This is a genomic window from Halomonas sp. H33-56, from assembly GCF_040147035.1.
In the GTDB taxonomy this organism is placed as follows: domain Bacteria; phylum Pseudomonadota; class Gammaproteobacteria; order Pseudomonadales; family Halomonadaceae; genus Halomonas; species Halomonas litopenaei.
On the sequence record NZ_JAMSHP010000001.1, the window covers coordinates 3,636,110 to 3,659,847 of the forward strand.

Annotated in this window: 19 protein-coding genes; 6 read left to right on the top strand and 13 right to left on the bottom strand. The window is 63.1% G+C overall.

Features of this window, described 5'->3' with window-relative positions:
- Positions 1-6: 6 nt before the first annotated feature.
- The 8 genes from NFH98_RS15505 to gcl form a co-directional block, all read right to left on the bottom strand.
- The gene (locus tag NFH98_RS15505; protein ID WP_108448254.1) at positions 7-1,155 is read right to left on the bottom strand and encodes an ABC transporter ATP-binding protein; all 1,149 of its coding nucleotides are present in this window, start codon (positions 1,153-1,155) and stop codon (positions 7-9) included.
- Positions 1,156-1,157: 2 nt separating this feature from the next.
- The gene (modB, locus tag NFH98_RS15510; protein WP_222515969.1) at positions 1,158-1,826 is read right to left on the bottom strand and encodes a molybdate ABC transporter permease subunit; all 669 of its coding nucleotides are present in this window, start codon (positions 1,824-1,826) and stop codon (positions 1,158-1,160) included.
- Positions 1,827-1,833: 7 nt separating this feature from the next.
- The gene (modA, locus tag NFH98_RS15515; protein WP_349622924.1) at positions 1,834-2,649 is read right to left on the bottom strand and encodes a molybdate ABC transporter substrate-binding protein; all 816 of its coding nucleotides are present in this window, start codon (positions 2,647-2,649) and stop codon (positions 1,834-1,836) included.
- Between the two features lie 46 nt (positions 2,650-2,695).
- Positions 2,696-3,418: a GntR family transcriptional regulator gene (locus NFH98_RS15520; protein WP_045994095.1), complete on the bottom strand. Its 723-nt coding sequence runs from the start codon at positions 3,416-3,418 to the stop codon at positions 2,696-2,698.
- 162 nt (positions 3,419-3,580) lie between these two features.
- Entirely contained in the window at positions 3,581-5,056 is a 1,476-nt protein-coding gene (gene pyk / locus NFH98_RS15525; protein WP_045994096.1) for a pyruvate kinase, read from the bottom strand.
- A 581-nt stretch (positions 5,057-5,637) separates the two neighbouring features.
- Positions 5,638-6,522: a 2-hydroxy-3-oxopropionate reductase gene (locus tag NFH98_RS15530; protein WP_349622925.1), complete on the bottom strand. Its 885-nt coding sequence runs from the start codon at positions 6,520-6,522 to the stop codon at positions 5,638-5,640.
- A gap of 46 nt (positions 6,523-6,568) precedes the next feature.
- Positions 6,569-7,348, bottom strand: coding sequence for a hydroxypyruvate isomerase (hyi, locus tag NFH98_RS15535; protein WP_348814741.1), 780 nt, complete (start codon positions 7,346-7,348; stop codon positions 6,569-6,571).
- Positions 7,349-7,431: 83 nt separating this feature from the next.
- Positions 7,432-9,207, bottom strand: coding sequence for a glyoxylate carboligase (gene gcl, locus NFH98_RS15540; protein ID WP_213229135.1), 1,776 nt, complete (start codon positions 9,205-9,207; stop codon positions 7,432-7,434).
- A 603-nt stretch (positions 9,208-9,810) separates the two neighbouring features.
- On the opposite strand from gcl, the gene NFH98_RS15545 reads away from it, so the two are divergent.
- Positions 9,811-11,862 (top strand): EAL domain-containing protein, encoded by a 2,052-nt coding sequence (locus tag NFH98_RS15545; protein ID WP_108195011.1) that lies wholly within the window; start codon positions 9,811-9,813, stop codon positions 11,860-11,862.
- Between the two features lie 63 nt (positions 11,863-11,925).
- Here NFH98_RS15545 and NFH98_RS15550 read toward each other — a convergent pair whose 3' ends face one another.
- Positions 11,926-12,768, bottom strand: a complete 843-nt coding sequence (locus NFH98_RS15550; RefSeq protein ID WP_045995186.1) for a bifunctional allantoicase/(S)-ureidoglycine aminohydrolase — start codon at positions 12,766-12,768, stop codon at positions 11,926-11,928.
- A 79-nt stretch (positions 12,769-12,847) separates the two neighbouring features.
- Positions 12,848-13,339, bottom strand: a complete 492-nt coding sequence (locus tag NFH98_RS15555; protein WP_108132437.1) for an ureidoglycolate lyase — start codon at positions 13,337-13,339, stop codon at positions 12,848-12,850.
- A 203-nt stretch (positions 13,340-13,542) separates the two neighbouring features.
- On the opposite strand from NFH98_RS15555, the gene NFH98_RS15560 reads away from it, so the two are divergent.
- On the top strand, positions 13,543-14,979 hold the full coding sequence (locus NFH98_RS15560) for a YfcC family protein (RefSeq protein ID WP_108132436.1): 1,437 nt from the start codon (positions 13,543-13,545) through the stop codon (positions 14,977-14,979).
- Positions 14,980-15,031: 52 nt separating this feature from the next.
- Here the strand turns inward: NFH98_RS15560 and puuE are convergent, their stop codons facing one another.
- A complete protein-coding gene (puuE, locus tag NFH98_RS15565; protein WP_045995184.1) occupies positions 15,032-15,973 on the bottom strand; it encodes an allantoinase PuuE in 942 nt (313 codons plus the stop codon).
- A gap of 939 nt (positions 15,974-16,912) precedes the next feature.
- Between puuE and NFH98_RS15570 the strand changes: the two genes are divergently transcribed.
- The 4 genes from NFH98_RS15570 to NFH98_RS15585 all read left to right on the top strand — a co-directional run bounded on the left by NFH98_RS15570 (position 16,913) and on the right by NFH98_RS15585 (position 21,465).
- Positions 16,913-17,671 (top strand): aspartate/glutamate racemase family protein, encoded by a 759-nt coding sequence (locus tag NFH98_RS15570; protein WP_108132434.1) that lies wholly within the window; start codon positions 16,913-16,915, stop codon positions 17,669-17,671.
- Positions 17,672-17,742: 71 nt separating this feature from the next.
- On the top strand, positions 17,743-19,104 hold the full coding sequence (locus NFH98_RS15575) for an NCS1 family transporter (RefSeq protein ID WP_108132433.1): 1,362 nt from the start codon (positions 17,743-17,745) through the stop codon (positions 19,102-19,104).
- Between the two features lie 66 nt (positions 19,105-19,170).
- The gene (locus NFH98_RS15580) at positions 19,171-19,944 is read left to right on the top strand and encodes an aspartate/glutamate racemase family protein (RefSeq protein ID WP_222515976.1); all 774 of its coding nucleotides are present in this window, start codon (positions 19,171-19,173) and stop codon (positions 19,942-19,944) included.
- 66 nt (positions 19,945-20,010) lie between these two features.
- Positions 20,011-21,465, top strand: coding sequence for an NCS1 family nucleobase:cation symporter-1 (locus NFH98_RS15585; protein WP_222515977.1), 1,455 nt, complete (start codon positions 20,011-20,013; stop codon positions 21,463-21,465).
- A gap of 125 nt (positions 21,466-21,590) precedes the next feature.
- Here NFH98_RS15585 and NFH98_RS15590 read toward each other — a convergent pair whose 3' ends face one another.
- Both NFH98_RS15590 and NFH98_RS15595 read right to left on the bottom strand, forming a co-directional pair.
- Positions 21,591-22,325: a GntR family transcriptional regulator gene (locus tag NFH98_RS15590; protein WP_083970245.1), complete on the bottom strand. Its 735-nt coding sequence runs from the start codon at positions 22,323-22,325 to the stop codon at positions 21,591-21,593.
- 109 nt (positions 22,326-22,434) lie between these two features.
- The gene (locus NFH98_RS15595) at positions 22,435-23,667 is read right to left on the bottom strand and encodes a urate hydroxylase PuuD (protein ID WP_349622926.1); all 1,233 of its coding nucleotides are present in this window, start codon (positions 23,665-23,667) and stop codon (positions 22,435-22,437) included.
- Positions 23,668-23,738 lie beyond the last annotated feature (71 nt).

Below are 23,738 nucleotides of genomic sequence, written 5' to 3' on the forward strand. Positions count from 1 at the left end.
GGCCTCTCAGTCAGGATGGTCATCGGCAGGCAAGGCAGGCAGCTTATCCGCTTGCATCAGGTGGATGCCAGCAGCCAGCAACGAGACATTGACCCAGGCACCCTGCTCGAGTCCATTGCGCCTGGCGGCGTGGGTCGAGATATCAAAGCGCAGGGGCTGGCTTTCGTGGGGCACCCTCAGGGTCACGGAACTCTGTCCGCCCAGCACCAGCAGCTCGTCTACCCGCGCGGTGACCAGGTTTTCCCGCACCCCGCGGGAGGGCCGGTCGCGGCGCTGCAGCACGATATCGGATTCCGGCAGGTACCAGGTCACCCTGGCTCCCTCGCCGAGTCCCTCGAGGCCTGCGGCCACCTCAAGACACCACTCGCCCCAGCCAAGGCGCAGTCCCTGGGCGGTATCGACCACTCGCCCGCTGAAGATGTTCGGCCGGTCCAGCAGGCGCGCCACCTCGGGACTGTCGGGGCGCCGGAACAGCTCGCTCGGGGTGCCCTGCTGCAGGGTCCGGCCGCCATGCAGCACGCACAGGCGATCGGCCAGGGCGCTGGCCTCGTTGAGGTCGTGGGTGACCAGCACGATGGGGATATTGAGGCGTTCGCGCAACTGCACCAGCTCACGCTGAAGCCGACGGCGCGTCACCTGGTCCACCGCCGAGAAGGGTTCGTCGAGCAGCAGCACCTGTGGCTCCCTGGCCAGCGCCCTGGCCAAGGCCACCCGCTGACGCTGGCCGCCGGACAGCTCTCGCGGCAGGCGCCGCTCCAGCCCTTCGAGGTTGACTCGCTCTAGCCAGTGCGCGGCTCGCAGGCGACGTTCACGCCGCGGCAGGTGGCCCAGGGCGGTGGCGATATTGTCGGCGGCGTCGAGATGAGGAAACAGCGCATAGTCCTGAAACACCAGCCCCACCCTGCGCCGCTGCGGCGACCACACGACCCCCTGTTCGGCGTCAAACCACCGCTCACCGCCACAGTGCACCGTCCCCGAGGCGGGAGCATAGAGCCCCGCGATGGCGCGCAGCAGGGTCGACTTGCCGCTGCCCGAAGGTCCGACCAGCGCCAGCAACTCCCCGGGACGGCAGGCGAACTGCGCCTCGAGCGGGATCGGCCCGGGCTGGGCCAGGTCGACGTCGAGTCCCGTATGGACATCCTGGTGATGGTGCATGCTCAACGCCCCCGCCAGCGGCGGCGCGCCGCCAGCCCGTAGACCACCGCAATGGTCACGAAGGAGACCACCAGCAGCAGCGCTGACATCACCCCGGCGGCCCCCTCGTCGAAGGCCTGAACGTGGTCGTAGATGGAAATCGCCAGGGTGCGGGTCTCGCCATCGATGGCCCCGCCCACCATCAGGATGACGCCAAACTCCCCCAGGGTGTGGGCAAAGGTCAACGCCAGCGCCGAGATGACACCAGGCATCACCAGCGGCAGTTCGATGGTCATAAAAGTGCGCCAGGTCGATAGCCCACTGCACCAGGCGGCCTCACGCAGGTGGTCCGGCAAGGCCTCGAAGGCACGCTGGATCGGCTGTACCGCGAAGGGAATGTTGACCACCAGCGAGGCCAGCAGGATGCCGCTGAAGGAGAAGTTCAGGCTGGTGCCGGTCAGCGCCTGCCAGGCGCCGCCCAGCGGGGCGTCGGCACTGAAGGTGAGCATCAAGTAGAAGCCCATGACGGTGGGCGGCATCACCAGCGGCAGTGCCACCAGGGATTCCGCAAGCGGCCGCCAGCGTGACCGGCTGTGGGCCAGGCGCCGCCCAAGCCAGATACCCGGTGCCAGCAACAAGAGACTGGTCAGCAAGGCCAGCTTGAGCGAGACGACCAGCGCCAGAGCGTCCATAACGCGGCTACTCGCCGGTCACGGGCGCAGTGAAGCCATAATCCCGCAGAATCTCCTGCGCCTCGGGCGTCTGCAAGAAGTCAAAGAAGGCCTCGGCGCCGGCGCCCGCCCCTTCGAGCAGCACCATGCGCTGTACCAGCGGTCGATGCCAGTCAGCCGGGATCAACCGCCAGGCAGCGCGCTCGGCCAGGCGTGGCGCCTTGACCAGGGAATAGGCGACCAGGCCACCGGAGGCCTCGGCGGACAGCGCGAACTGGGCGGCCTGGGCGACGTTTTCACCCAACAGTTGCAGGGGTTCACTTGCCTGCCACAGCCCTTGGCGTTCGAGTACCTCGCGGGCGGCCATGCCATAAGGGGCGTGGCGCGGGTTGGCCAGGGCGATACGCCGCGCAGGGCCGCCCTGCTCAAGCCCTGCGACCGCCTCGCGCACCGCCTCAAGCGGTGCGTCCTGCGGCGGCAGCGGTCGATCGTCACGCTGCAGCCAGACCAGCCGGCCCTGGGCATAGTCGACGCCCTCGCCCTGGGTCAGCCCGGCCTGCTCGAGGTCCCGGGCGCGGCGCTCGTCCGCCGACAGAAACAACGCGAAGGGCGCCCCCTGTTCGATCTGGCGCTGAAGATTGCCCGAGGCGCCGAAGGTGACGCTGAGGTCGATGTCGCCATCCTTGCTGGCGTCGCTGTCGCTCGTCTTGAAGCGCTCGATCAAGGAGGGCATCGCGAGCTGTAGCGAAGACGCCGCCGCGACGTGAACCCGGTCGGCCACGGCGGACATCGGTGCAAGTCCGAGAGACAGGCCAAGGAGAAGGATCGACAAGGGAAAACGCATGATCAACACGGCTCGCGGCGGCAATCAGGAAGAAAGGAGTCTCGCCTCAACCCTCGCCGCCCAGGATCGACTTGAGGTCGATACGGCTGTCCCGTGGTCCCAGGTCGAGAAGGCCCATCAGGCTGTCGAGGTGATGCTCGATGTCGTTGCGACTGGCTGCGGCGTCGCCACTGCGCAGGTGCTCGAGCAGACGGTGGTGATCGCCCTCGAGATAGCAGCTACCGAGCCCCTGGCGCTTGTACAGCGCGATAACGATCGAGGTGCGCAGGATCAGGTCAGTGAGCATGGTGCCCAGCACCCGGTTGGGAGAATGCTCCGCCAGCAGGTGGTGGATCGCCAGGGAATGTTCGATGCGCGAAGGCTCATCATTGGCGAGAAAGGCCTGACGCTCACGGTCGGCACGATCCTCGATCTGCAGCAGTACCGTCGATGGCAGCGTGCCGGCGGTCAGCGCCGCCAGCTCACCTTCCACCAGACGCCGGGCGGCAAAGGTCTGGCGGGTTTCGTCCACGTCCGGTGAGCGCACCCGCGCCACCTGATTGGGACGCTGGTCGACCACGTACTCGGAGGCCAGACGCGTCAGCGCCTTGCGCACCACCGAACGACTCACGCCGAACACCTCGCCCAGCGTCACCTCGGGCAGTCGAGTGCCCGGCGGCAGCCGCTGGGCCAACACGGCTCGGCGAACCTGGCGTACGATATCCCCATCGCTGATGCGTCCCCCGGCCTTGATCTCGGCCAGCACCTCTTGCTGCCAGGCGTTGCTCATTGCTGCCTACCCATCATCTTGGAAAGCTTGACCTTCTCACGTTTTCTGCCATTGCACCACATTCAGCGCATCATATGTATACACCAGTGGTGGCACCCCACAACGACCGCGCCCGATCCATTGGATCGGGCGCGGAACCTGTGCATCGGGCTGAGTGAAGGTTCAGCCAGCGACGTGACCGTCGTTGACGTCCAGGATCTTCAGGGTATTGGTGCCGCCGTGGGCGTTCATGTGGTCGCCGCGGGTCAGGATGACGTGGTCCCCCGGCACGGCCACGCCGTGGTTGACCAGACGCTCCAGGGCGCGGTCGTTGAGCTCGGAGGCGGACATTTCGCTGGTGTCGAAGGGCAGCGAGATGACCCCGCGATACAGCGCCATGCGCCGCTGGGCGATTGGGTTGTGGGCCAGCCCGACGATCGGCAGGCCCGAGCGGATGCGCGAGGCGATCAGCGGCGTATAACCGGTGGAGGTCATGCAGGCGATGGCGGCCACCCCCTCCAGATGGTTGGCGGCGTACATCGCCGACAGCGCGATGGTCTCGTCGATGCGCTCGAAGCCTTCGTGGATGCGGTGCCCGGACTCCTGGGCGATACGCTCGCGCTCGGCGCCCAGACAGACGCGATCCATGGCTTCGATGGTTTCCACCGGGTAGTCGCCGGCGGCGGTCTCGGCCGACAGCATCACCGCGTCGGTAGCGTCCAGCACCGCGTTGGCCACGTCGAACACCTCGGCCCGGGTGGGCAGCGGCGACTCGATCATCGACTCCATCATCTGGGTGGCGGTGATCACCGCGCGGTTATGGCTGCGGGCATGCTTGATGATGCGCTTCTGGGTACCGATCAGCTTCTCGTCACCGATCTCGACGCCCAGGTCACCACGCGCCACCATCACCGCCTCACTGGCCTCGATGATGCCATCCAGGGTTTCATCGGAGGCCACCGCCTCGGCGCGCTCGAGCTTGGCGACCAGGCCGATCTCGGCGCCGGCCTCGCCCAGCAGGCGACGCGCCTCCAGCATGTCCTCGGCGGTGCGCGGAAAGGACACGGCCAGATAGTCGACGCCGATATCGATGGCGGTCTTGAGGTCTTCCTTGTCCTTGTCGGTCAGTGCCGGCGCCGACAGGCCACCGCCCTGCTTGTTGATGCCCTTGTTGTTGGACAGCTTGCCGCCGACCACCACACGGGTATGGATCTGGCTGCCGTCGACGCGGTCCACGTCCAGCACCACGCGGCCATCGTCCAGCAACAGACGGTCGCCACCGGCCACGTCGTCGGCCAGTTCCTTGTAGTCGCAGCCGACCCGGGTGGCGTCGCCAGCCTGGGAATCCATCGACACATCGATGACGAAGTCAGCGCCTTCTTCCAGATTGACCGCCCCCTCGGCGAAGCGGGCGATGCGGATCTTGGGTCCCTGAAGATCCCCCAGCGCGGCCACACTGCGACCGAGTCGATCGGCGATGGTCCGGACCTCGTTCAGGCGGCGGCGATGGTCGTCGGCGCTGCCATGGGAAAAATTGAGGCGAACCACGTCAACGCCGGCACGCAGCATCTCCTCCAGGACCCCTTCACGATCACTGGCGGGCCCGAGGGTGGCAACGATCTTGGTACGACGTACGGGGGTATGCGGGAGTTGGCTCATGCTGTCCTCGACTGGTTCGAAAATGACGCAAGCAGGATAGGTAGAAGCCACTTCGATGGCATCCAGATCCGAATCCTGTAATTTTACTACAAAATGATCGCTGTAGCGACCACCACTAAAGGCCAAGATGCTGGTGCCACCACCTCTACGATGCGCCAAGGTTAGGCGCAACCTGATGATAGACAAGGATCATCACGGAATTCGAGCACGCCAATTCCAGCGCAGGAAAATTTGATCGCGACCTGTAATTAAACTACAAAACTTTCGTGATAGCGGGGCTCGCCAGCAGTGATACCTGTTCAAGGCTGCCTTGCTCAAGAGGCTATCGCAATCCCTCTTTCCGTCGATACGAGAGAGATGCCCAGGAAGAAGGACAACCAGGGCTCAGGTCAGCATCGCCTGGCATCAAGCGTCGCCTGACAGCAAAAAGAGCTCACCGATGGGAAAAATGGGGGGGCCCATCGGCGAGCAAGGATCGCCTGCGCGATCCCGACGAGTGACGACCTCACACCCGCCGTTCAGGGAGCAGTCATCTCCCTGCCCGGCCCCCGGACCTTGCCGGCCCGAGGGCTCGAACCCGTCTACTGACCGATTTCGTGATCGGCCAGGGCCTCGAGGGCACGCACAATACCGGCGTGATCCCAGTCGCTGCCACCCAGGGCGGCACAGGACTGGAACAGTTGCTGAGCGTTGGCGGTACCCGGCAGCGCCAGATTGAGCCCTCGCGCTCCTTCCAGTGCCAGATTGAGATCCTTCTGATGCAGGCGAATACGAAAGCCAGGATCGAAGGTCCGCTGGATCATCCGCTCACCGTGCACGTCGAGGATCTTCGACTGGGCCAGACCACCCAGCAGCGACTCACGCACCTTGGCCACGTCGGCACCGGCCTTGGAGGCGAACAGCAATCCCTCGGATACCGCCTCGATGGTCAACGCCACCACGATCTGGTTGGCCACCTTGCAGGTCTGCCCGGCCCCGTGACCGCCGATATGCGTGATGGTCTTGCCCATCACCTCCAACAGCGGCAAGGCACGCTTGAAGCCTTCCTCGGTGGCGCCCACCATGATCGTCAGGGCGGCATTGATGGCGCCCCCCTCGCCGCCGGATACCGGCGCGTCGACATACTCGCCCCCGGCCTCGTGAATACGACGGGCAAATTCCTGGGTCGCCAGGGGGGCGATCGAGCTCATGTCGATCACCAGGGTGCCGGGCTTGAGCCCTTCGATCACGCCGTCTTCGCCGAACAGGACGTCTTCGACATCCGGGGTGTCGGGGACCATGGTGATGATCACCTCGCTGGCCTCGGCCACGGCCCTGGGGCTTGCGACCTCACTGAGCCCCTTGTCGGCCAGGGTCGCGTCGAGCTTGCCGCGCTTGACGCTGACCAACTCATGCCCGGCATCCAGCAGATGTCCTGCCATGGGACGCCCCATGATGCCCAGTCCGATAAAACCGATCTTGCTCATTGTGATTCTCCTTGCCTGATCTTTCAGGGGGTTACGAATATCGGGATCACGCCCCGGCCTGGTCGAACCAGCCCAGGCCTTCCTGGGTGGTCGTGGCCGGCTTGTACTCGCAGCCGATCCAGCCCTGATAGCCGATCCGGTCGAGGTGGGCGAAAAGGAAGGGATAGTGGATCTCGCCACTGCCCGGCTCGTGACGTCCGGGGTTGTCCGCCAGCTGCACGTGGGCGATGCGTGCGAGATGACGCTCCATCGTCGGCGCCAGGTCGCCCTCCATGATCTGCATGTGATAGATGTCGTACTGCAGCTTCAGATTGTCGCTGCCCACCTCATCGAACAGCGCCAGCGCCTGTTCGGTGCGATGGAGAAAGAAGCCCGGGATATCACGGGTATTGATCGGCTCGGCCAACAGCACGATACCGGCGTCGGCCAGGCGTTCGGCGGCGTAGCGCAGGTTGTCGACCAGCGTACGGTGAGCCTCGTCCTGACTGACGCCCTGGGGCACGATGCCGGCCAGACAGTTGACCTGACCACAGCCCAGGGTGGTGGCGTAAGCGATCGCGGTGTCGACGCCGGCACGAAACTCTTCGACGCGATCCGGGTGGCAGGCGATACCGCGCTCTCCGGCGGCCCAGTCGCCGGCCGGCAGGTTGTGCAGCACCTGGGTCAGGCCATGGGCGTCGAGCCGCGCCTTGATCTCCTCGGCGGGATGATCATAGGGAAAAAGGTACTCGACACCCTGGAAGCCGGCCTTGGCGGCGGCCTCGAAGCGATCGAGAAAGTCCACTTCGGTGAACAGCATGCTCAGGTTGGCGGCAAACTTGGCCATGAAAATCTCCTGTTGCGCGTAAGACACTTCGTCGATCGACGACCGCCAGACCACGGCGGCCGTCGCTCTCAGTTCGAGCTGAATCAGGTCAAGGCAGCGATGGAACTCGGTGCGTCCTCGAGGTTCTCGGCCAGCGCCTCGAACTCGTTGATACCGGTCAGGTCGGTGCCCATGGCGATATTGGTGACCCGCTCGAGGATGACCTCGACCACTACCGGCACGCGGTGCTGACGGGCCAACTCGCGGGCCTGCTCCAGCGCCGGCGCAATGTCATCGGGCCGACTGACCCTGAGCGCCTTGCAGCCCAGTCCCTCGACCACCGACACATGGTCGACGCCGTAGCCGTCGATCTCCTCGCAGTTGATGTTCTCGAAGGCGAGCTGCACGCAGTAGTCCATGTCGAAGCCGCGCTGGGCCTGGCGAATCAGGCCGAGATAGGCGTTGTTCACCAGCACGTGGACGTAGGGCAGCTTGAACTGCGCCCCAACCGCCAGCTCCTCGATCATGAACTGGAAGTCATAGTCCCCCGACAGCGCCACTACCTCGGCCTCGGGATCCGCCCGGCAGACACCGAGGGCGGCAGGAATGGTCCAGCCCAGGGGGCCAGCCTGACCGCAGTTGATCCAGTGGCGCGGTCGATAGACGTGCAGGAACTGGGCCCCGGCGATCTGTGAAAGGCCAATGGTGCTGATGTAGCGGGCGTTGCGACCGAAGACCTTGTTCATCTCCTCGTAGACCCGCTGGGGCTTCACCGGCACATCGTCGAAGTGGGTCTTGCGCAGCATGGTGCGCTTGCGCTCCTGGCAGGACTCGGCCCAGCCGCTGCGATCCTTGAGCCGCCCCTGTTCACGCCACTCGCGGGCCACCTCGACCATCATCTCGAGCGCCGCCTTGGCGTCGGAAACGATGCCGTAGTCGGGGCCGAAGATGCGCCCGATCTGGGTCGGCTCGATATCGACGTGCACGAAGGTGCGGCCTTCGGTGTAGGTCTCGAGATTGCCGGTGTGACGGTTGGCCCAGCGGTTGCCGATCCCCATCACGAAGTCCGACTCGAGCAGGGTCGCGTTGCCGTAGCGGTGGGAGGTCTGCAGCCCCACCATGCCCGCCATCAGCGGGTGATCGTCCGGCACCGCGCCCCAGCCCATCAGGGTCGGAATCACCGGCACTCCGAGCAGCTCGGCCAGGGTCTGAAGCTCGCCGGCGGCGTCGGCGTTGATGATGCCTCCTCCCGCCACCAGCAAGGGGCGCTCGGCCTCGTTGAGCATACCCAGGGCCTTTTCGCACTGGGCACGGCTGGCCCGCGGCTTGTAGGCCGCCAGGGGCTCATAGGCGTCTACATCGAACTCGATCTCGGTCAACTGGACGTCGATGGGCAGATCGATCAGCACCGGCCCCGGACGCGAGGAACGCATGATCTGGAAGGCCTGCTGGAAGGCGTGCGGCACCTGGGCCGCCTCCCGCACGGTGATCGCCCACTTGGTCACGGGCCCGGCGATGGCCTGGATATCCACCGCCTGGAAGTCTTCCTTGTGCAGCTTGCTGACCGGAGCCTGGCCGGTGATGCAGAGGATCGGTATGGAGTCGGCGCTGGCGGAGTAGAGCCCGGTGATCATGTCGGTTCCGGCAGGCCCGGAGGTGCCGATGCAGACCCCGATATTGCCGGCCTTCGTGCGGGTATAGCCTTCAGCCATGTGGGAGGCGCCCTCGACATGGCGCGCCAGCACATGGTCGATCCCGCCGACGCGTCGCATCGACGAATAGAAGGGGTTGATCGCGGCCCCGGGCACGCCGAAGGCCACCTCGATACCTTCCTTGATGAGTACGTGAACAGCGGCGTCGGCAGCAGTCATGCGAGTCATGATGCATCTCCTGAATCGTCTATTATTGTATACATTTTTGCAGCGCAACATCATACGAAACTGTTTTTTTGGAATCTCTTTCCATTATTTCTAGCAGCCAGACAAGCGGCCCGCAAACAATTTTGGAAATTTTTTCCATTAGCCCGTTGGCGTCAGCCAACTTGCGTAGGCAAGTCCCTGATACAACGAGTGATCGGCGAGATGTGCCGTAACGGGCGTCACCCATCAGAGCGAATCGCGCGACAACTGGCGGTCGCGCGGACAAGGAAAGGTTCGAAAGCACGGCGCCGTGCGGATGAACCAGAGGAAACGTCAAGAAGAGTGAGTGGAACAGGAACACTCACCCGAACAGCAACGGGCTATACTCGATAAACTGTGCGGTTCAAAGCACATAAGGGACAGGCCGCCGGATTGGCGGGCACCCGCCCCAATCGCCTCTGATGACCAGACGGGAAGGCAACCTTGCCCTGCGTTTCATGGTGCGCCAGCCAATGACGCTCTTGCTCTTGCTCTTGCTCTTGCTCTTGCTCTTGCCCCTGCCCCGCTCTCCTGCGCGCAAGCGTCACCGGGCGCTCGAGATCGACTGCCACGGTGATCGACACGATGGCCAACTTTCGCGATATCGATGAGCGCTTGTCCAGCCTGTCGGCGCATCGCACCCTGCTGGCCATTCGCAACGCCTATCTGTCGATCCTGCCCTACGTCATCGTGATGGCGGCGGTGACCGTGGCCGCCAATCTGTTTCACTTCGCTGGCATCGACACCGGCATCGCCGTCTATGTCAGCCACCTGGCCCGCTATCTCGGAGAGCTGTTTCCCGAAGTGATCCTGCTGTCGTTGAGCTGGTCACTGAACAGCCACAACCGCATCCGTGCACCGGCCGTCATGCTGGTGTCACTGCCGGTGTTCTGGATCCTGTGCGGCTGGGACCAGCTCTACTCCGAAGTGGGACAGCAGACCCGCAGTCTGGGGTCGACCATCGCCATCTACCCCGCCATCCTGCTGACCCACACCACCTTCAAACTGTTCGCTCGGGAAAGTACCCGGAGCCATCCCCAGCGAGTGGTCATGAGCCAGATGATCACCTTCAACCTGCGCTACGTGCTGCCTGGCGTCATGGCAGTCATGCTGGCCATCGTGCTGCGCTTTGCCTTCGTCGCCCTCGCCGATCGCTACGCCCAGGACATCTATGCGCTGCTGGTCGACCGTATTCCCTATCACCTGGAGGTCATCCTGTTCGTGATGTTTCTGCAGGTGCTGTCGCTGTTCGCCATCCACGGCTACGCCACCATGCTGGGGGTGTTCGAATACCTGCAGAACAAGAGTGACGTGCTGGGGCTGCCTTCGCCGGAGTTCTTCACCCTCTACGCCACCCCGGGCGGGGCGGGCTCGGTGTTGTGCCTGATGCTGGTGATGCTGGTGGTGAGTTCACGCCGGGAGTACAAGTCGCTGGCGCGCATCTCCGCCCCGCTGACCTTGTTCAACATCAGCGAGACCCTGGTCTTTGGCATACCGCTAGTGTTCAACCTGCGCATGGCCTGGGCCTTTATCTCGGTGCCGACGATCAATGCCAGCCTGGCCTACGCCGCCATGTCCATGGGCTGGGTAGCGCCGCCACCCAACAGCGTCCACTGGGCGGTGCCTTATCTGATCTCGAGCTACCTGGCTTTCGACGGCGTCTACCTGCCATCGATGCTGCTGCAACTGACCTGTATCGGCTGCGGGGTGCTGATATACAGCGTGGCGTGGCGCCGCTATGTTCACCGCGAGCGCTCCAGCAAGGACGAATACCCGGTCTTTCCCTCGCGCAATGCAAACGACTCGGCGTTTGGCGATGACGCCCTGGATATTGTGCTGATGGAAGAGAACGTCAGCCGCTGGAGTCGTATCAAGCAGGCAGACCGAACCCTGAAATGGCTGAACGAAGGCCAGCTCGAACTGGTCTTCCAGCCCATCGTCGACGTCAGCACTCACCGCATCAAGCACATCGAGGCCCTGCTGCGCTATCGCGATGCCCAGGGCCTGCTGCATCCCCCACAGTTTCTGGACGTGCTGCGCCACCACCCCGGCGTCATGGAAGGCATCGAATGCTGGGTGATAAGGACTGCCGCTCACCATGTGCGGCAGTGGAATGAGGCGGGGTTGTCCAAGCGTCTGTTCATCAACGTGACGCCGCTGTTCTTTTCCAGCGGCAACGTCCGGCGATGCTTCTTCAATGCGCTCAACGATTGCCCGGTCAACTCGCTGGGCATCGAGATCACCGAACAGGCCCTGCTCGAGGACCTTCCCCGAACGCTTTCCGATATCAAGCTGTTTCAATCCATGGACGTCCAGTTCGCACTGGATGACTTCGGCAGCGGATACTCCTCCTTCAACTACCTGAGCCAGCTTGGCGTGGACTTCATCAAGCTGGACAAGACGCTGATCGACAATATCCACCTGCCCCGCCAGGCCAGTGTCGTCGAATCGGTGTACCAGTTGTGCCGGCACTTGAGCCTGCAGGTCATCTGTGAGGGCGTGGACAAGGACGCCAAGGAGGCTCGCCTCGAGCGAATCGGCGTCACCCTGATGCAGGGCTTCCTGCTCTACCGCCCGATGGAGGCCCCCGCGCTGGAAACCCTGCTGCGTCAGGAGCAGCACGCAGCAGGTTCCTAGTAAAGGGCGTGAGGGGTCGGGGGCCTCGATCGAGCTCGCTTTCCGGGTCGAGGCCCTGGTCGGTCAGTCCAGCGTCGGCAGCTTCATGTGCCGATTGACGTCCTTGTACAGCAGATAGCGGAACGGACCGGGACCACCGGCGTAGCATGCCTGCGGGCAGAAGGCGCGCAGCCACATGTAGTCACCCGCTTCGACCTCGACCCATTGCTGGTTGAGGTGGTACACCGCCTTGCCCTCGAGCACGTAGAGGCCGTGCTCCATGACATGGGTCTCGTCGAAGGGAATCACTCCGCCGGGCTGGAAGGTCACCACCGTCACATGCATGTCGTGACGCATGTCGTCGGGATCGACAAAGCGGGTGGTCGCCCACACCTCGTTGCAATCCGGCATCACCGTCGGCGCGATATCGTTCTCGTTGGTGACGATGGGCTCGGGCAGATCGATACCGTCGACGCGTTCGTAGGCCTTGCGTATCCAGTGGAAACGCACGGCTTCCTTGCTGCGATTGTGCACTTGCCAGTCGCTGCCAGGGGGGATAAAGGCGTAGCCGCCGGGCACCATCACGTGCACCTGGCCCGCCAGGGTCAGCTCCAGCTCCCCCTCGACGACAAACAGCACGCCTTCCGCCTGAGGGTTGGGCTCCGGACGTTCACTGCCGCCCTCCGGGCCGACTTCCATGATGTACTGGGAGAAGGTTTCGGCGAACCCCGACAGCGGCCGTGACAGCACCCACAGCCGGGTGTTGTGCCAATGGGGCAGCTTGCTGGTGACGATGTCCCGATAGACGCCCTTGGGGATCACCGCGAAGGCTTCGGTGAACATCGCCCTGTCGGTGGTCATCACCTTCTGGTCCGGATGCCCACCGCGGGGCGCATAGTAGTGTCGTGTCGGTTGGGAAGCGCTCATTGAAAAATCCTTGTTGTTGGCCCGTATGCCATGCAGCTGTATCGCTCAGCCGTGTCTTTCGCCCGGTCGACGGGGCTCGTCACTCACCCAGGGTGACGCGAATCTCGAGGGGGTATTCGTCGCAATTGTTGCCGTCACCACCGCGATCGACGACGAGAAACTCGCCTTCACGCTCCAGCACGGACTGGATGGCGTGCCAGGTACCGGCGCGGTAGTTGACGCCCTGGCGGCCGTCGGTGACGAAGGCACGGACCTCGGCAGGGTCGATGCTATCGCCGGCCGGAGCCACCACGATGATGAAGCGTTCCTCATGCAGCGGCATGAAGGCCTGGCTGCCGAGAGGATGGCGCTCCAGAAAGGACAGCGTCAGCGGCAACTCGATGGGCTGGCTGACGAACAGGCTGATCATCGGCCGCGCGTTGTCGCCCAGGGTCTCGATCGGCACCAGATCATGGTGGCGCTGGGTGCGGCCAGCGTTGATCGGAAAGGAGGCGGAGCTGCGCGCGTCGATGACCTCGCCAAAGGGGGCGAAGGCCTCCGCCGTCAGGGGATGTGCGGTCAATTCGAGCATACACGTCTCTTCAGTTGTGGCTGATGCGATGCAATCCGTTAAAACCCCGTGATCAGGCCCCGAAAACACTGCACCAGATTTTCTTGTGGAATTAAATTTCATAATAATATTGACTGTCATGCTGGCGCAATTCTTGCGCCATGAGTCATGACAAAAAGCGCTCGCCATTTCCTACAAATACATCAACAAACGATGAGAACCACATGTCACAGACAACCCCCGATTCCAGCCCAGTGACACGTAGCAGTCCATTTCGCATGCCACACATTTACGTCATCCTTTTCATTTTCATCGGGTTGGCTGCACTGGCAACCCACTTCGTCCCGGCCGGTGAGTACGAACGTATTCCAGGTCCGAATGGGCGAATCACCATCGATGCAGAGTCCTTTCGATTCGTTGACCCTAGCCCCGTTGGCTTCACCGACTTCATGCTCGCCATCCCCAATGGATTGATGAGCGCCGGGCAGGTCGTGTTCTTTACCTTCATGATCGGCGGCATGTTTATGGTCCTGCGCCGTACCGGCATCATCGAAATCGGTGTAGACAAACTGAGTCGACGCTTCACCAACCGTCGTTTGATGATGATTCCCGTGTTGATGACCGTCTTTGCACTCGTCGCTACCATCATCGGCACACAAGAGCTATCTCTCGTCTACGTGCCGGTGATCCTTCCCCTCATGATCGCCCTGCGCTTCGACTCGATGACAGCAGCAGCCGTCGCGCTCTGTGCGACCACAGCAGGCTTTACCACCGGGGTCCTCAACCCCATTAACACCGGCCTCGCACAGCAGCTCTCCGGTCTGCCTCTGTATTCAGGTTTTTTGCTGCGCGCGCTGATCTTCGTAATCATTCTTGGTGCCGCCATCTTCTTTGTCATGCGCTATGCACGTCGCGTGGCTGACGACCCCGCCCTTAGCCTGATGGCAGAAGACCCCGCTGAGGCGGACAAACGCCTCGCCTATCAGCATGCCTCGGATGACGGTGAACTCAAGGCGTCTCACCGCCAACGCCTGGCGGCTCTTGCCACTTTTGCCTTCATGGCATTGCTGGTCTACGGCGTTCTTTCCCTCGGCTGGTTCATGATGGAAATGGCGGGACTCTTCATCATTATGGGTGTCGTCGTCGGCATGATCGCCGGTCTCTCTACCGAAGATATCTGCGAAGGCTTCAACCAGGGGTTTCGTGATGTGCTGGTCGGAGCCATGATCGCCGGTATCGCTCGCGGCGTCGCCGTGGTGCTCGAAGATGGACAGATCATGGATACCCTGGTCTTCGGACTCGGTAATCTTGTGGGCGAGCTTCCCTCACTGCTTTCTGCCGCCGGCATGTACTTCTCCCAATTGGCCTTCAACTTTGTGGTTCCATCAGGCAGCGGCCAGGCACTGGTTACCATGCCGATCATGGCACCGCTGGCGGACATTGTCGGCGTTACTCGTCAGACGGCTGTTCTCGCCTATCAACTGGGGGACGGAATCGGCAATATCCTTTACCCCACGTCAGGCTATTTCATGGCTACCCTGGCCTTGGCGGGTGTCCCATGGCAAAAGTGGGTCAGGTTTTTCTTGCCCCTGTTTTGCGTTTGGGTCGTGATTTCCCTCGCTTTCCTGCTGCTGGCTCAGGCCATCCAATGGGTTGGCTGACCGAGCCTCTCACCGAAACTGACGCCGGTCATCTTGACCGGCGTCTTTCCTTCTAGCCGATCGGCGCCGGCGTCGGCGCGGGAAACTGCTCCGCCCAGTGGCGTGCAATATCGATCCGCCGGGTGACCCAGACCCGATCGTGGGCCTCGATATGGTCGAGAAAGCGCTGCAAGGCGCGAAAACGTCCCGGACGGCCAATCAAGCGGCAGTGCAGGCCCACCGACAGCATCTTGGGAGAGTCCTCACCCTCGGCGTAGAGCACATCGAAGGCATCACGCAGATAGGTGAAGAAGTGATCGGCGGTGTTGAAGCCCTGGGGCGCGGCGAAGCGCATGTCATTGCTGTCCAGGGTATAGGGCACCACCAGATGCGGATGGTGCTGGCCCTGGCTGTCGGCCTCGCAGGTCCAGAACGGCAGGTCGTCGCCGTAGTAGTCGCTGTCGTAGAGGAAACCGCCTTCGTCGAGTATCAGCCGCCGCGTGTTGGGGCTGTCGCGGCCGGTGTACCAACCCTGAGGACGCTCGCCGTAGAGCCGCTCGAAGATCTCGATGGCCTTGCGCATGTGCTCCCGCTCGACCTTCTCCGAGACCTGCTGGTAGTGAATCCAGCGATAGCCATGACAGGCGATCTCGTGCCCCAGCTCCTTGAAGGCGTGGGCCAGTTCAGGGTGGCGTTCCAGCGCCATGGCGACTCCGAATACCGTCAACGGCAGCCCCCGCCGTTCGAATTCCCGCAGCACTCGCCAGACCCCGGCACGGGAGCCGTACTCGTAGATCGATTCCATGCTCAGATGGCGATCGGGATAGCTGTCGGCACCGATGATCTCGGACAGAAACTGCTCGGAGCCCGCGTCACCATGGAGCACACAGTTCTCGCCGCCCTCTTCGTAGTTGAGCACGAACTGCACGGCGATCCTGGCCTTGCCCGGCCAGTTGGCATGGGGAGGCGTGCGACCATAGCCGATCAGATCACGCGGATAGGATGTTGTTGTCATGGGTAGCTTCTCCTGAAAGTCGGGCGATGGCCGGGGCCACCACTGCCGTGCGAGCGTGCAAGTACATAGGCGACAGAGCAAGGTGGCGTGCCTGCGGCCCCCGGACGCCTGCGGTTGAATGGGCACCTGAAACACAGTTTCTGGAACCTGGGGCCCGGGTCGTGGTGGCAGGCACACGGGACCAGGCGCTTTTAAGGCTTGTCTGAAAAGTGCCTGCGCTCGGCAATACGGCGTTAAAAATCGGATCAAAATGCTCATTTACACCCTGTAAACTGCGCTTTCTCACCAATTTTTGCCTTGTCTAACCTTCGCTCGTCGACTTTTCGGACAGAGCCTAGCCAGACACATGAGCAACGACGCCTGGGGCTCCCTGAATAGCGCGCTTCAGCCGATCGTTTCAACGAGACACTTCAGCTGAACGCTACCCTCCGGGCGCAGCGTTTGCGCCTGCCTTCGCTCCTCCCTTGCGCCTGCCTTCGCGCGCCGTGCGTGACGTCACCGCACGCCATTATGTATACAAACTAAAAATAGACTGTACTCACTTTCTTGGCAACACCTTCATCGATCCCCTACCAGGGGAAAAAGGCACATCGTACTTCGCCGCAGAACTCGCCGCAGAACTCGCCGCGAGGCCACGCCCACGCCCTCCCCTCACTGCCCATACCGTTCATGACGACAGGCCGCATGAAGTCCAGACACGACATACTGTATACAGTAATTACCATGAAATTGTACGGACTATATCGATAACCCAGTATTCATTTACAGTTCACACTCCTCATGATCGTGACCCTCGCACCATAAAAACACTCAATACACTGTTTTTTAAGGCGTTTCCCCGCCAACCGCGTTCGACCAATTCAGTTCTTGATGCGTATCCGATATCGATCTATTTTGTGTACAAAGACATTAATTCCTCGTCCATGAAGGAAGACAGGCATGCATCTCCACCTGATCAACCCCAACACCACCGCCGGCATGACCGAGACGATTCGCCTCGCCGGCAGTGCCATCGCCGCGCCAGGCACGCGCATCACCGCCTCCCAGCCGGTCAGTGGCCCGGTATCCATCGAGGGCCATTTCGATGAGGCGATCAGCGCCGTGGGCGTGGTCGAGGAGGTCCTGCGCATGGACAGGGAAGCCCAGGTCGATGCCTACGTGGTGGCCTGCTTCGGCGACCCGGGCTTGTTGGCGGCGCGAGAAGCCACCCGTGCACCGGTGATCGGCATCGCCGAAGCGGCCTTCCATATGGCCAGCCTGATCAGCACGCGCTTCTCGGTGGTGACCACCCTGGGACGCACCGTGATCATCGCCGAGCACCTGCTCGACCAGTACGGTTTCCGTCACCAGTGTCGCCGAGTGCGTGCCGCCGAGATCCCGGTGCTGGACCTTGAAGACGATAGCGACTGCGCGCTCGACAAGATCATCGAGGAGAGCCGTCGTGCCAGGGACGAGGACGGCATCGGCGCCATCGTGCTGGGCTGCGGCGGCATGGCCGACCTGACCGAAACCATCAGCCGCGAGGTGGGCCTGCCGGTGGTGGAAGGGGTGACGGCGGCGGTGAAGCTGAGCGAGGCACTGGTAGGGCTGGGCCTTGGCACCTGCAAGACCGGTGACCTGGCCTTTCCCCGACCCAAGGCTTTCAGCGGCACCTTCCAGCATCTGTCCCATCTGGATCTGGAGACCACCGGCCGCTGACCCCTTCCCTCTGCCCCCTCACCGCATGACAAGGCTTGACCCATAACAATCCACAACGAGCGAGGTCCAAGATGACCACTTCCACTTCCCGGCCAGGCGAGCCCCAGGGCGTCGCCGAGGCCACCACCAAGAGCGTCGGCGACGAATCGCTGGCCCCCCAGAAGACCCGTATCATGGGGCGCACCTCCTACCTGCTGGCCTGGTTCGGTGGCTGCGTCTCGATCGGCACCTTCACCATGGGCTCCAGCGTGGTCGGCACCCTCAACCTGATCCAGGCCACGGTGGCCATCGCCATCGGCTGTTTCGTCATCGGCATCGCCCTGGCCATCAATGGCGCCGCGGGCTACAAGTACGGCATTCCCTTCATGGTCCAGGCGCGCAGCGCCTTCGGTTTCCAGGGCACTCGTCTGCCAGGACTGGTCAGGGCGGTGCCGGCCATCGTCTGGTACGGCTTTCAGAGCTGGATCGGAGCGGGCGCCCTGAACCTGGTGTCGGCCACCCTGTTCGGCTACGACAACCTGATCGTGTTCTTCATCGGCTTTCAGTTTCTGCAGATCGGCCTGTCGGTGCTCGGCTTCCAGGGCATCAAGTGGCTGGAGAACGTGGGTAGCGCCTTCATCCTGGCCTCGCTGGTCTACATGTTCTATAGCACCGTGGTCCGCTACGGCGATGCCCTCTCGGCCAACCTGTTGACCATGGAAGGCTCCTGGGGGCTGCCTTTCTGGGGTGCCACCATGCTGTTTCTGGGCATCTACTCGACCATGATGCTCAATGTCAGCGACTACTCCCGCGAGCACGTCAAGGGCACCGGGCCGGGTCTGTTGACCACCATCTACGCCATGTCGATCCTGCCCTGCACGCTGTTCATGGGGTTGATCGGCTACATGGTGTCCGAGGCCACCGGCGTGGCCGACCCGATCAAGGTCTTCGCCAACGCCGTGGACAACACTCCGCTGCTGATGACGACCCTGCTGTTCATCGCCTTCGCCCAGGTCACCACCAACGTGCTCAACAACGTGGTGCCGCCCACCTACGTGCTGATGGACACCTTCAAGATGAGCTTCCGCAAGGCGACGGTGGTCGTCGGCCTGCTGGCCTTCGCGACCTTTCCCTGGGAGCTGGTTAAGGACGAGTCTGCCGCCGGCCTGCAGGTGTTCGTGCAGACCTACTCCTCCTTCCTCGGCCCGATCTTCGCGGTGCTGGTGGTGGACTACTACCTGATTCGCCGCCGTACCCTGGATCTGGACAAGCTGTACGACGAGAACGGCCCTTACCGTGGCGTCAATCTGGCCGCCTTCATCGCCACCGCGGTGGGTGTCGTCGCCGCCTTCAGCATGCCCACGGTGTCCTGGTACGCAAGCCTGATCCCGGCGGGCCTCACCTACCTGCTGCTGATGCGCTACTGGAAGGGCTGCCAGCGCTTTACCCAGTGAACAAGGCGAGGCCCCGACCCCAGTTGGTCGGGCGCCTCGCACTCGTCGAATTCCGAGGACAACAAGATGACACTCTCTCTTCCTTCCCTGCTCCAGGCTGTCGCCGTTCCCGGGCTCGCCCTGATGATGGCTGTTGCGCCGATGGCCAACGCCGAAAAACCAGCATCGGCACCCCTGAGCACCATCGTGCTCATCAACCCCAACTCCAGCGATACCGCCACCCAAGCCATGGCAGCGCTGGCCGAGCGCGAAACCCAGGGAAAGGCGCGGGTCGTCGGGGTCAGCAATACCTCGGCGCCTCGCCTCTTGACCACCCCCGAGGATATGGTCGCGGCGAGCCAAGGCGTAGTCGAACTGGGCCGCCAGGCCGCCGAAGACCCATCCACCGGCGCCATTATCGTTTCGGCCTTCAGCGATCCCGGACTTGATCAACTGCGCGAAGCCGTCGACATTCCAGTATTCGGCATCGGCGAAGAGGTCTTCCACGAGGCAGCGCGCGATGGCCGCCCCTTCGGTATCGCCACCATCACCCCGGACCCGGCACTGATCGAGTCCTTTGCCGCCAAGGCCGAGGCTCTGGGCTATCAGGATCAGTACAGAGGCACCCGCGTCACCCCCGGCGATCCGGTTGCCTTGCTCGACTCGCCGCAGGCACTCGATACCGCCCTGGCTGACGCCATCGAGGCCTCGGTCGGCGAAGACGGCGCCGAAGCCGTGATCATGGGCGGGGGGCCCTTGTCAGATGCCGCCATTCGCCTTCAGGACAGCACCGAAGTGCCCTTGGTGATAGCCGTCAGTGCGGCGGCCAGGGCGGCGGTCGCGGCCCTGGGCCGCGACTGAGCGCGTCCTTTGCATCAATAGTCACGACGGCTGAAACAACAACAGAAACAAGAAAGAGACACCTTTATGTCCCATGACGATCTAAGCCTCGATACCTCCCGGGTCGATCCGGGCCTGTACAACGAGGACCTGGCCCCGCTGCCCCACGCTCGGCGAAACTGGGGCGCCTTCGAGATCTTCAACGTCTGGTCCAATGACATCCAGAGCCTGTTCGGCTACACCCTGGCCGCCTCGCTGTTTCTGTCCTACAACCTGAGCGGCTGGGCGGTGATGGCGGCGATCATCCTGGCCGGGGTGATCGTGATGTTTCTGGTCAATCTGACCGGTGCCCCCAGCGTGCGCTACGGCATCCCCTTCCCGGTCATGGTGCGGGCGAGCCTGGGCGTGCGCGGCTCCAACCTGCCGGCGCTGTTGCGAGCCCTGGTCGGGATCTTCTGGTACGGCGTCCAGACCTACTTCGCCTCCACCGCCGTCACCCTGATGATCACCGCCCTGATCGGTACCGACGGCGGGGCCGGCATACTCGGTCTGTCACCGGTCGCCTGGCTGTCCTTCGTGCTGGTGTGGCTGTTTCAGATCGCGATCTTCTGGTCGGGGATCGAGCGCATCAAGCACTTCCTCAACTGGGCGGGGCCACTGGTCTACGTGGTCATGGTGGCGCTGATGGTGGTGGTCTGGTGGCAGGCCGGCAGCGAGCTGCTGCCGGCGGTGGGCACCATCTTCTCGGCCAGCGGGGAAGGCGGTGGTGGCATCGGCGCCTTCGCTGCCGTCGTCGGTACCATGGTGGCCTACTTCGCCGCCGTGGTGATCAACTTCGGCGACTTCACCCGCTTCGTCAGAACCGAACGTCAGATGAAGCTTGGCAACCTGCTGGGGCTTCCCCTCAACGTCGCCTTCTTCTCCTTTATCGCGCTGATCATCACCGCCGGTACCCTGGTGCTGTTCGGCGAGGCCCTGACCAACCCCACCGATATCGTCGAACGGGTCGACGCCTTGCCGTTGACGCTGCTGGCGGCGGTCACCTTCTTCGCCGCCACCGTCGGCATCAACCTGGTGGCCAACTTCATTCCCCCGGCCTACGACCTGGCCAACCTCTTTCCTCGGGTGATCAGCTTCAAGGTCGGCGGCCTGATCACCGCCTGCGTGGCGTTCTTCGTCGGCGCGTTGTGGGTCTCGGTGATCAGCCAGATCGGCGTGCCCGGCTTCGTCAACGCCGTGGGTGCCATCGTCGCTCCGTTCTACGGCATCATTGTGGTCGACTTCTACCTGATCAAGGGCCGCCGACTCGACGTCCAGGCGTTGTTCTCGTCCCGTGAAGGCGACGCCTACACCTACACCAACGGCTGGAACCTGCGCGCCGTGGTGGCCTTTGCGCTGGCCGCGATCTTTTCGCTGGCGACGGTAGTGGTGCCGGCCCTGCAAGGACTGGCCGGCTTCGGCTGGATGATGGGGGCAGCACTCGGTGGCGCTATCTACTACGCGCTGATGCGCCAGCACAAGCAGGCGGTGACGGCCAGCTGAGGCCAGGCCCGACAGCCGAGCGTCCTCGAGCAGCTCTCAGCAACCAGCAACCAGCAACAAGACTCCCGGCGATCGCCGGGAGCCTTGTCGTTTCGGAGCCAGGCATTCTAGAGACGCGGTGAGCGTCAGGGCGCAAAGATATCGAACAGGTTGGGCGCCTCGTCCTCTTCCTCGACGATCGACAACGAGGCCTCGATGGCCTTGAGGTGGCGGCCCATGAAGGCGGCGGCACGCTCACCCTTGCCGTCTTCCAGGTACTGAATCAGATCCTGATGGTCGTGTGACTCGCAGCCCAGGTGCCCGGCGTTGCCATAGACGGCCAGAATCAGCGAACTGCGCGAACACAGGCGCTCGACGAAATCCGCCAGGGTGCGGTTGCCGGAGACCCTGGCCAGGTAGGTGTGGAAGTCGGCGGATAGACGAATCGCGACGCTCTGCTCACCGCTGCGCAGCGCTTCCCGCTCGCGCTGGGCCATGTCCTTGAGGGTGACGATGTCGTCCTGGGTGATTCGCCTGGCGATATCCGACATCAGCCCGCACTCGACCATCTGGCGGGCGTCGAACACGTCCTTGGCTTCGTCAGCGGTAGGACGCGTCACGCTGGCGCCACGGCGTGGCGTCAGCGTGACGAGCTGCTCCAGCGCCAGGCGCTGCAGGATCTTGCGAATGCCGGTACGACTGACCCCGAACACCTCGGACAGGGCATCCTCGCGCAAACGTGCGCCCGGCTTGAGCCGGTGCTCGATGATGGCGTCGCTGATCGAGCGATGAATGGCCTCGTGACGCTCGGCGCCGTCACCGTTCTTGCCCTGTCTGGGGGCCGGTGAGGCGGGGGGCGAAGGCTTCACGCGCTGATTCATCGACACTGTCCTCGGATGCAATATATCCCCATTGTATACGAGATATACCGACAGGAAAGAACCGCAGCTCCCCGCGTCTCGCCGGGGCAACTGCGGCTCATCCTGGCCTCTATTCGCCCCAGTTGGCGACCAGAGCACGCTCCTCGTCGGTCATCTGGGTCAGGTTGCCAAGCGGCATATAGCCGCTGGCGACCACCTGCTGGATCGCGGCCTTCTGCTGCTCGACCTGGGCCTCGGTTTCCAGCGCCACACCGGCGGGCGGAGCGGTGAATCCGGCGTGGGCGGGCTGGGCGGCGTGGCAGCTGACACAGCGCTCCTGCATGACGGCATGCACCTGGGCCAACGGCGAAGCGTCGGATGCAACCGGTGCACTGCTGCCGCTGTTGGCGTTGTCGGGGGCCGGACTGGTCGTCAGGCTCGGAGCCCCCACCGCGAAGGCCACCAGAATCAGCGCCACCCCGGCTGCCGGGTAGCTCGGCTTGTGCTGACCGCTGTGCATCAGCACGAAGTACTGGCGAATCAGGGCGCCGGCAAAGATCAAGAGCGCCATGATCACCCAGGCCCAGTCGCTGGTATAGGCGAAGGAATAGTGGTTGCTGATCATCAGCAGCACCACCGGCAGGGTGAAGTAGGTGTTGTGCACCGAGCGCTGCTTGCCGCGCTTGCCGTCCAGGGGGTTGGGCGTCTCGCCCGCCTTCATCGCCTTCACCATGCGGCGCTGACCCGGAATGATCCAGAAGAAGACGTTGGCGGACATGGCGGTGGCCATTACGGCACCGGTCAGCAGGAAGGCGGCACGTCCGGCGAAGATATGCACGCTGAGATAGGCCACCACCACCATCATGACGGCGACACCCAGGCTCAAGAGGCCATCGCGCTCCATGTTGGGGCTGACACGCTTGCACATCTCGTTGTAGACGACCCAGCCACCGAGCAGGAACAGCAGAGCCACCACATTGGCCTGCCAGCCGGACAGGTTGGCGGCCCACTCCCAGGGACTCTGGGGGTTGACCAGGTAGAAACTGGGGTTGGCCATGTACAGAATCACGAACAGCGCAAAACCGGACAGCCAGGTGGTATAGGCCTTCCAAAAGGACCAGTGCAGATCGTCCGGCAGCTTGGCCGGCGCCGTGGCGTATTTCTGATTGTGGTAGAAGCCGCCCCCGTGGACCGCCCACATTTCGCCGAACACACCCTTGCCGCGGTCTTCTTCGTCCTTGGGGGTCTTCAACGAGTTGTCCAGCATGACAAAGTAGATCGACTCGCCTATCCAGGCGATGGCCGCGATGACATGCAGCCAGCGCAGCAGAAAATTGCTCACGTCCAACAGGTACGATGACATGGCCCTATCCCGACTTCAGTTGTTGTTGGAAGGCAGTCAGTATCGATGGCTGCCTGGTTGATCGTGCTCGA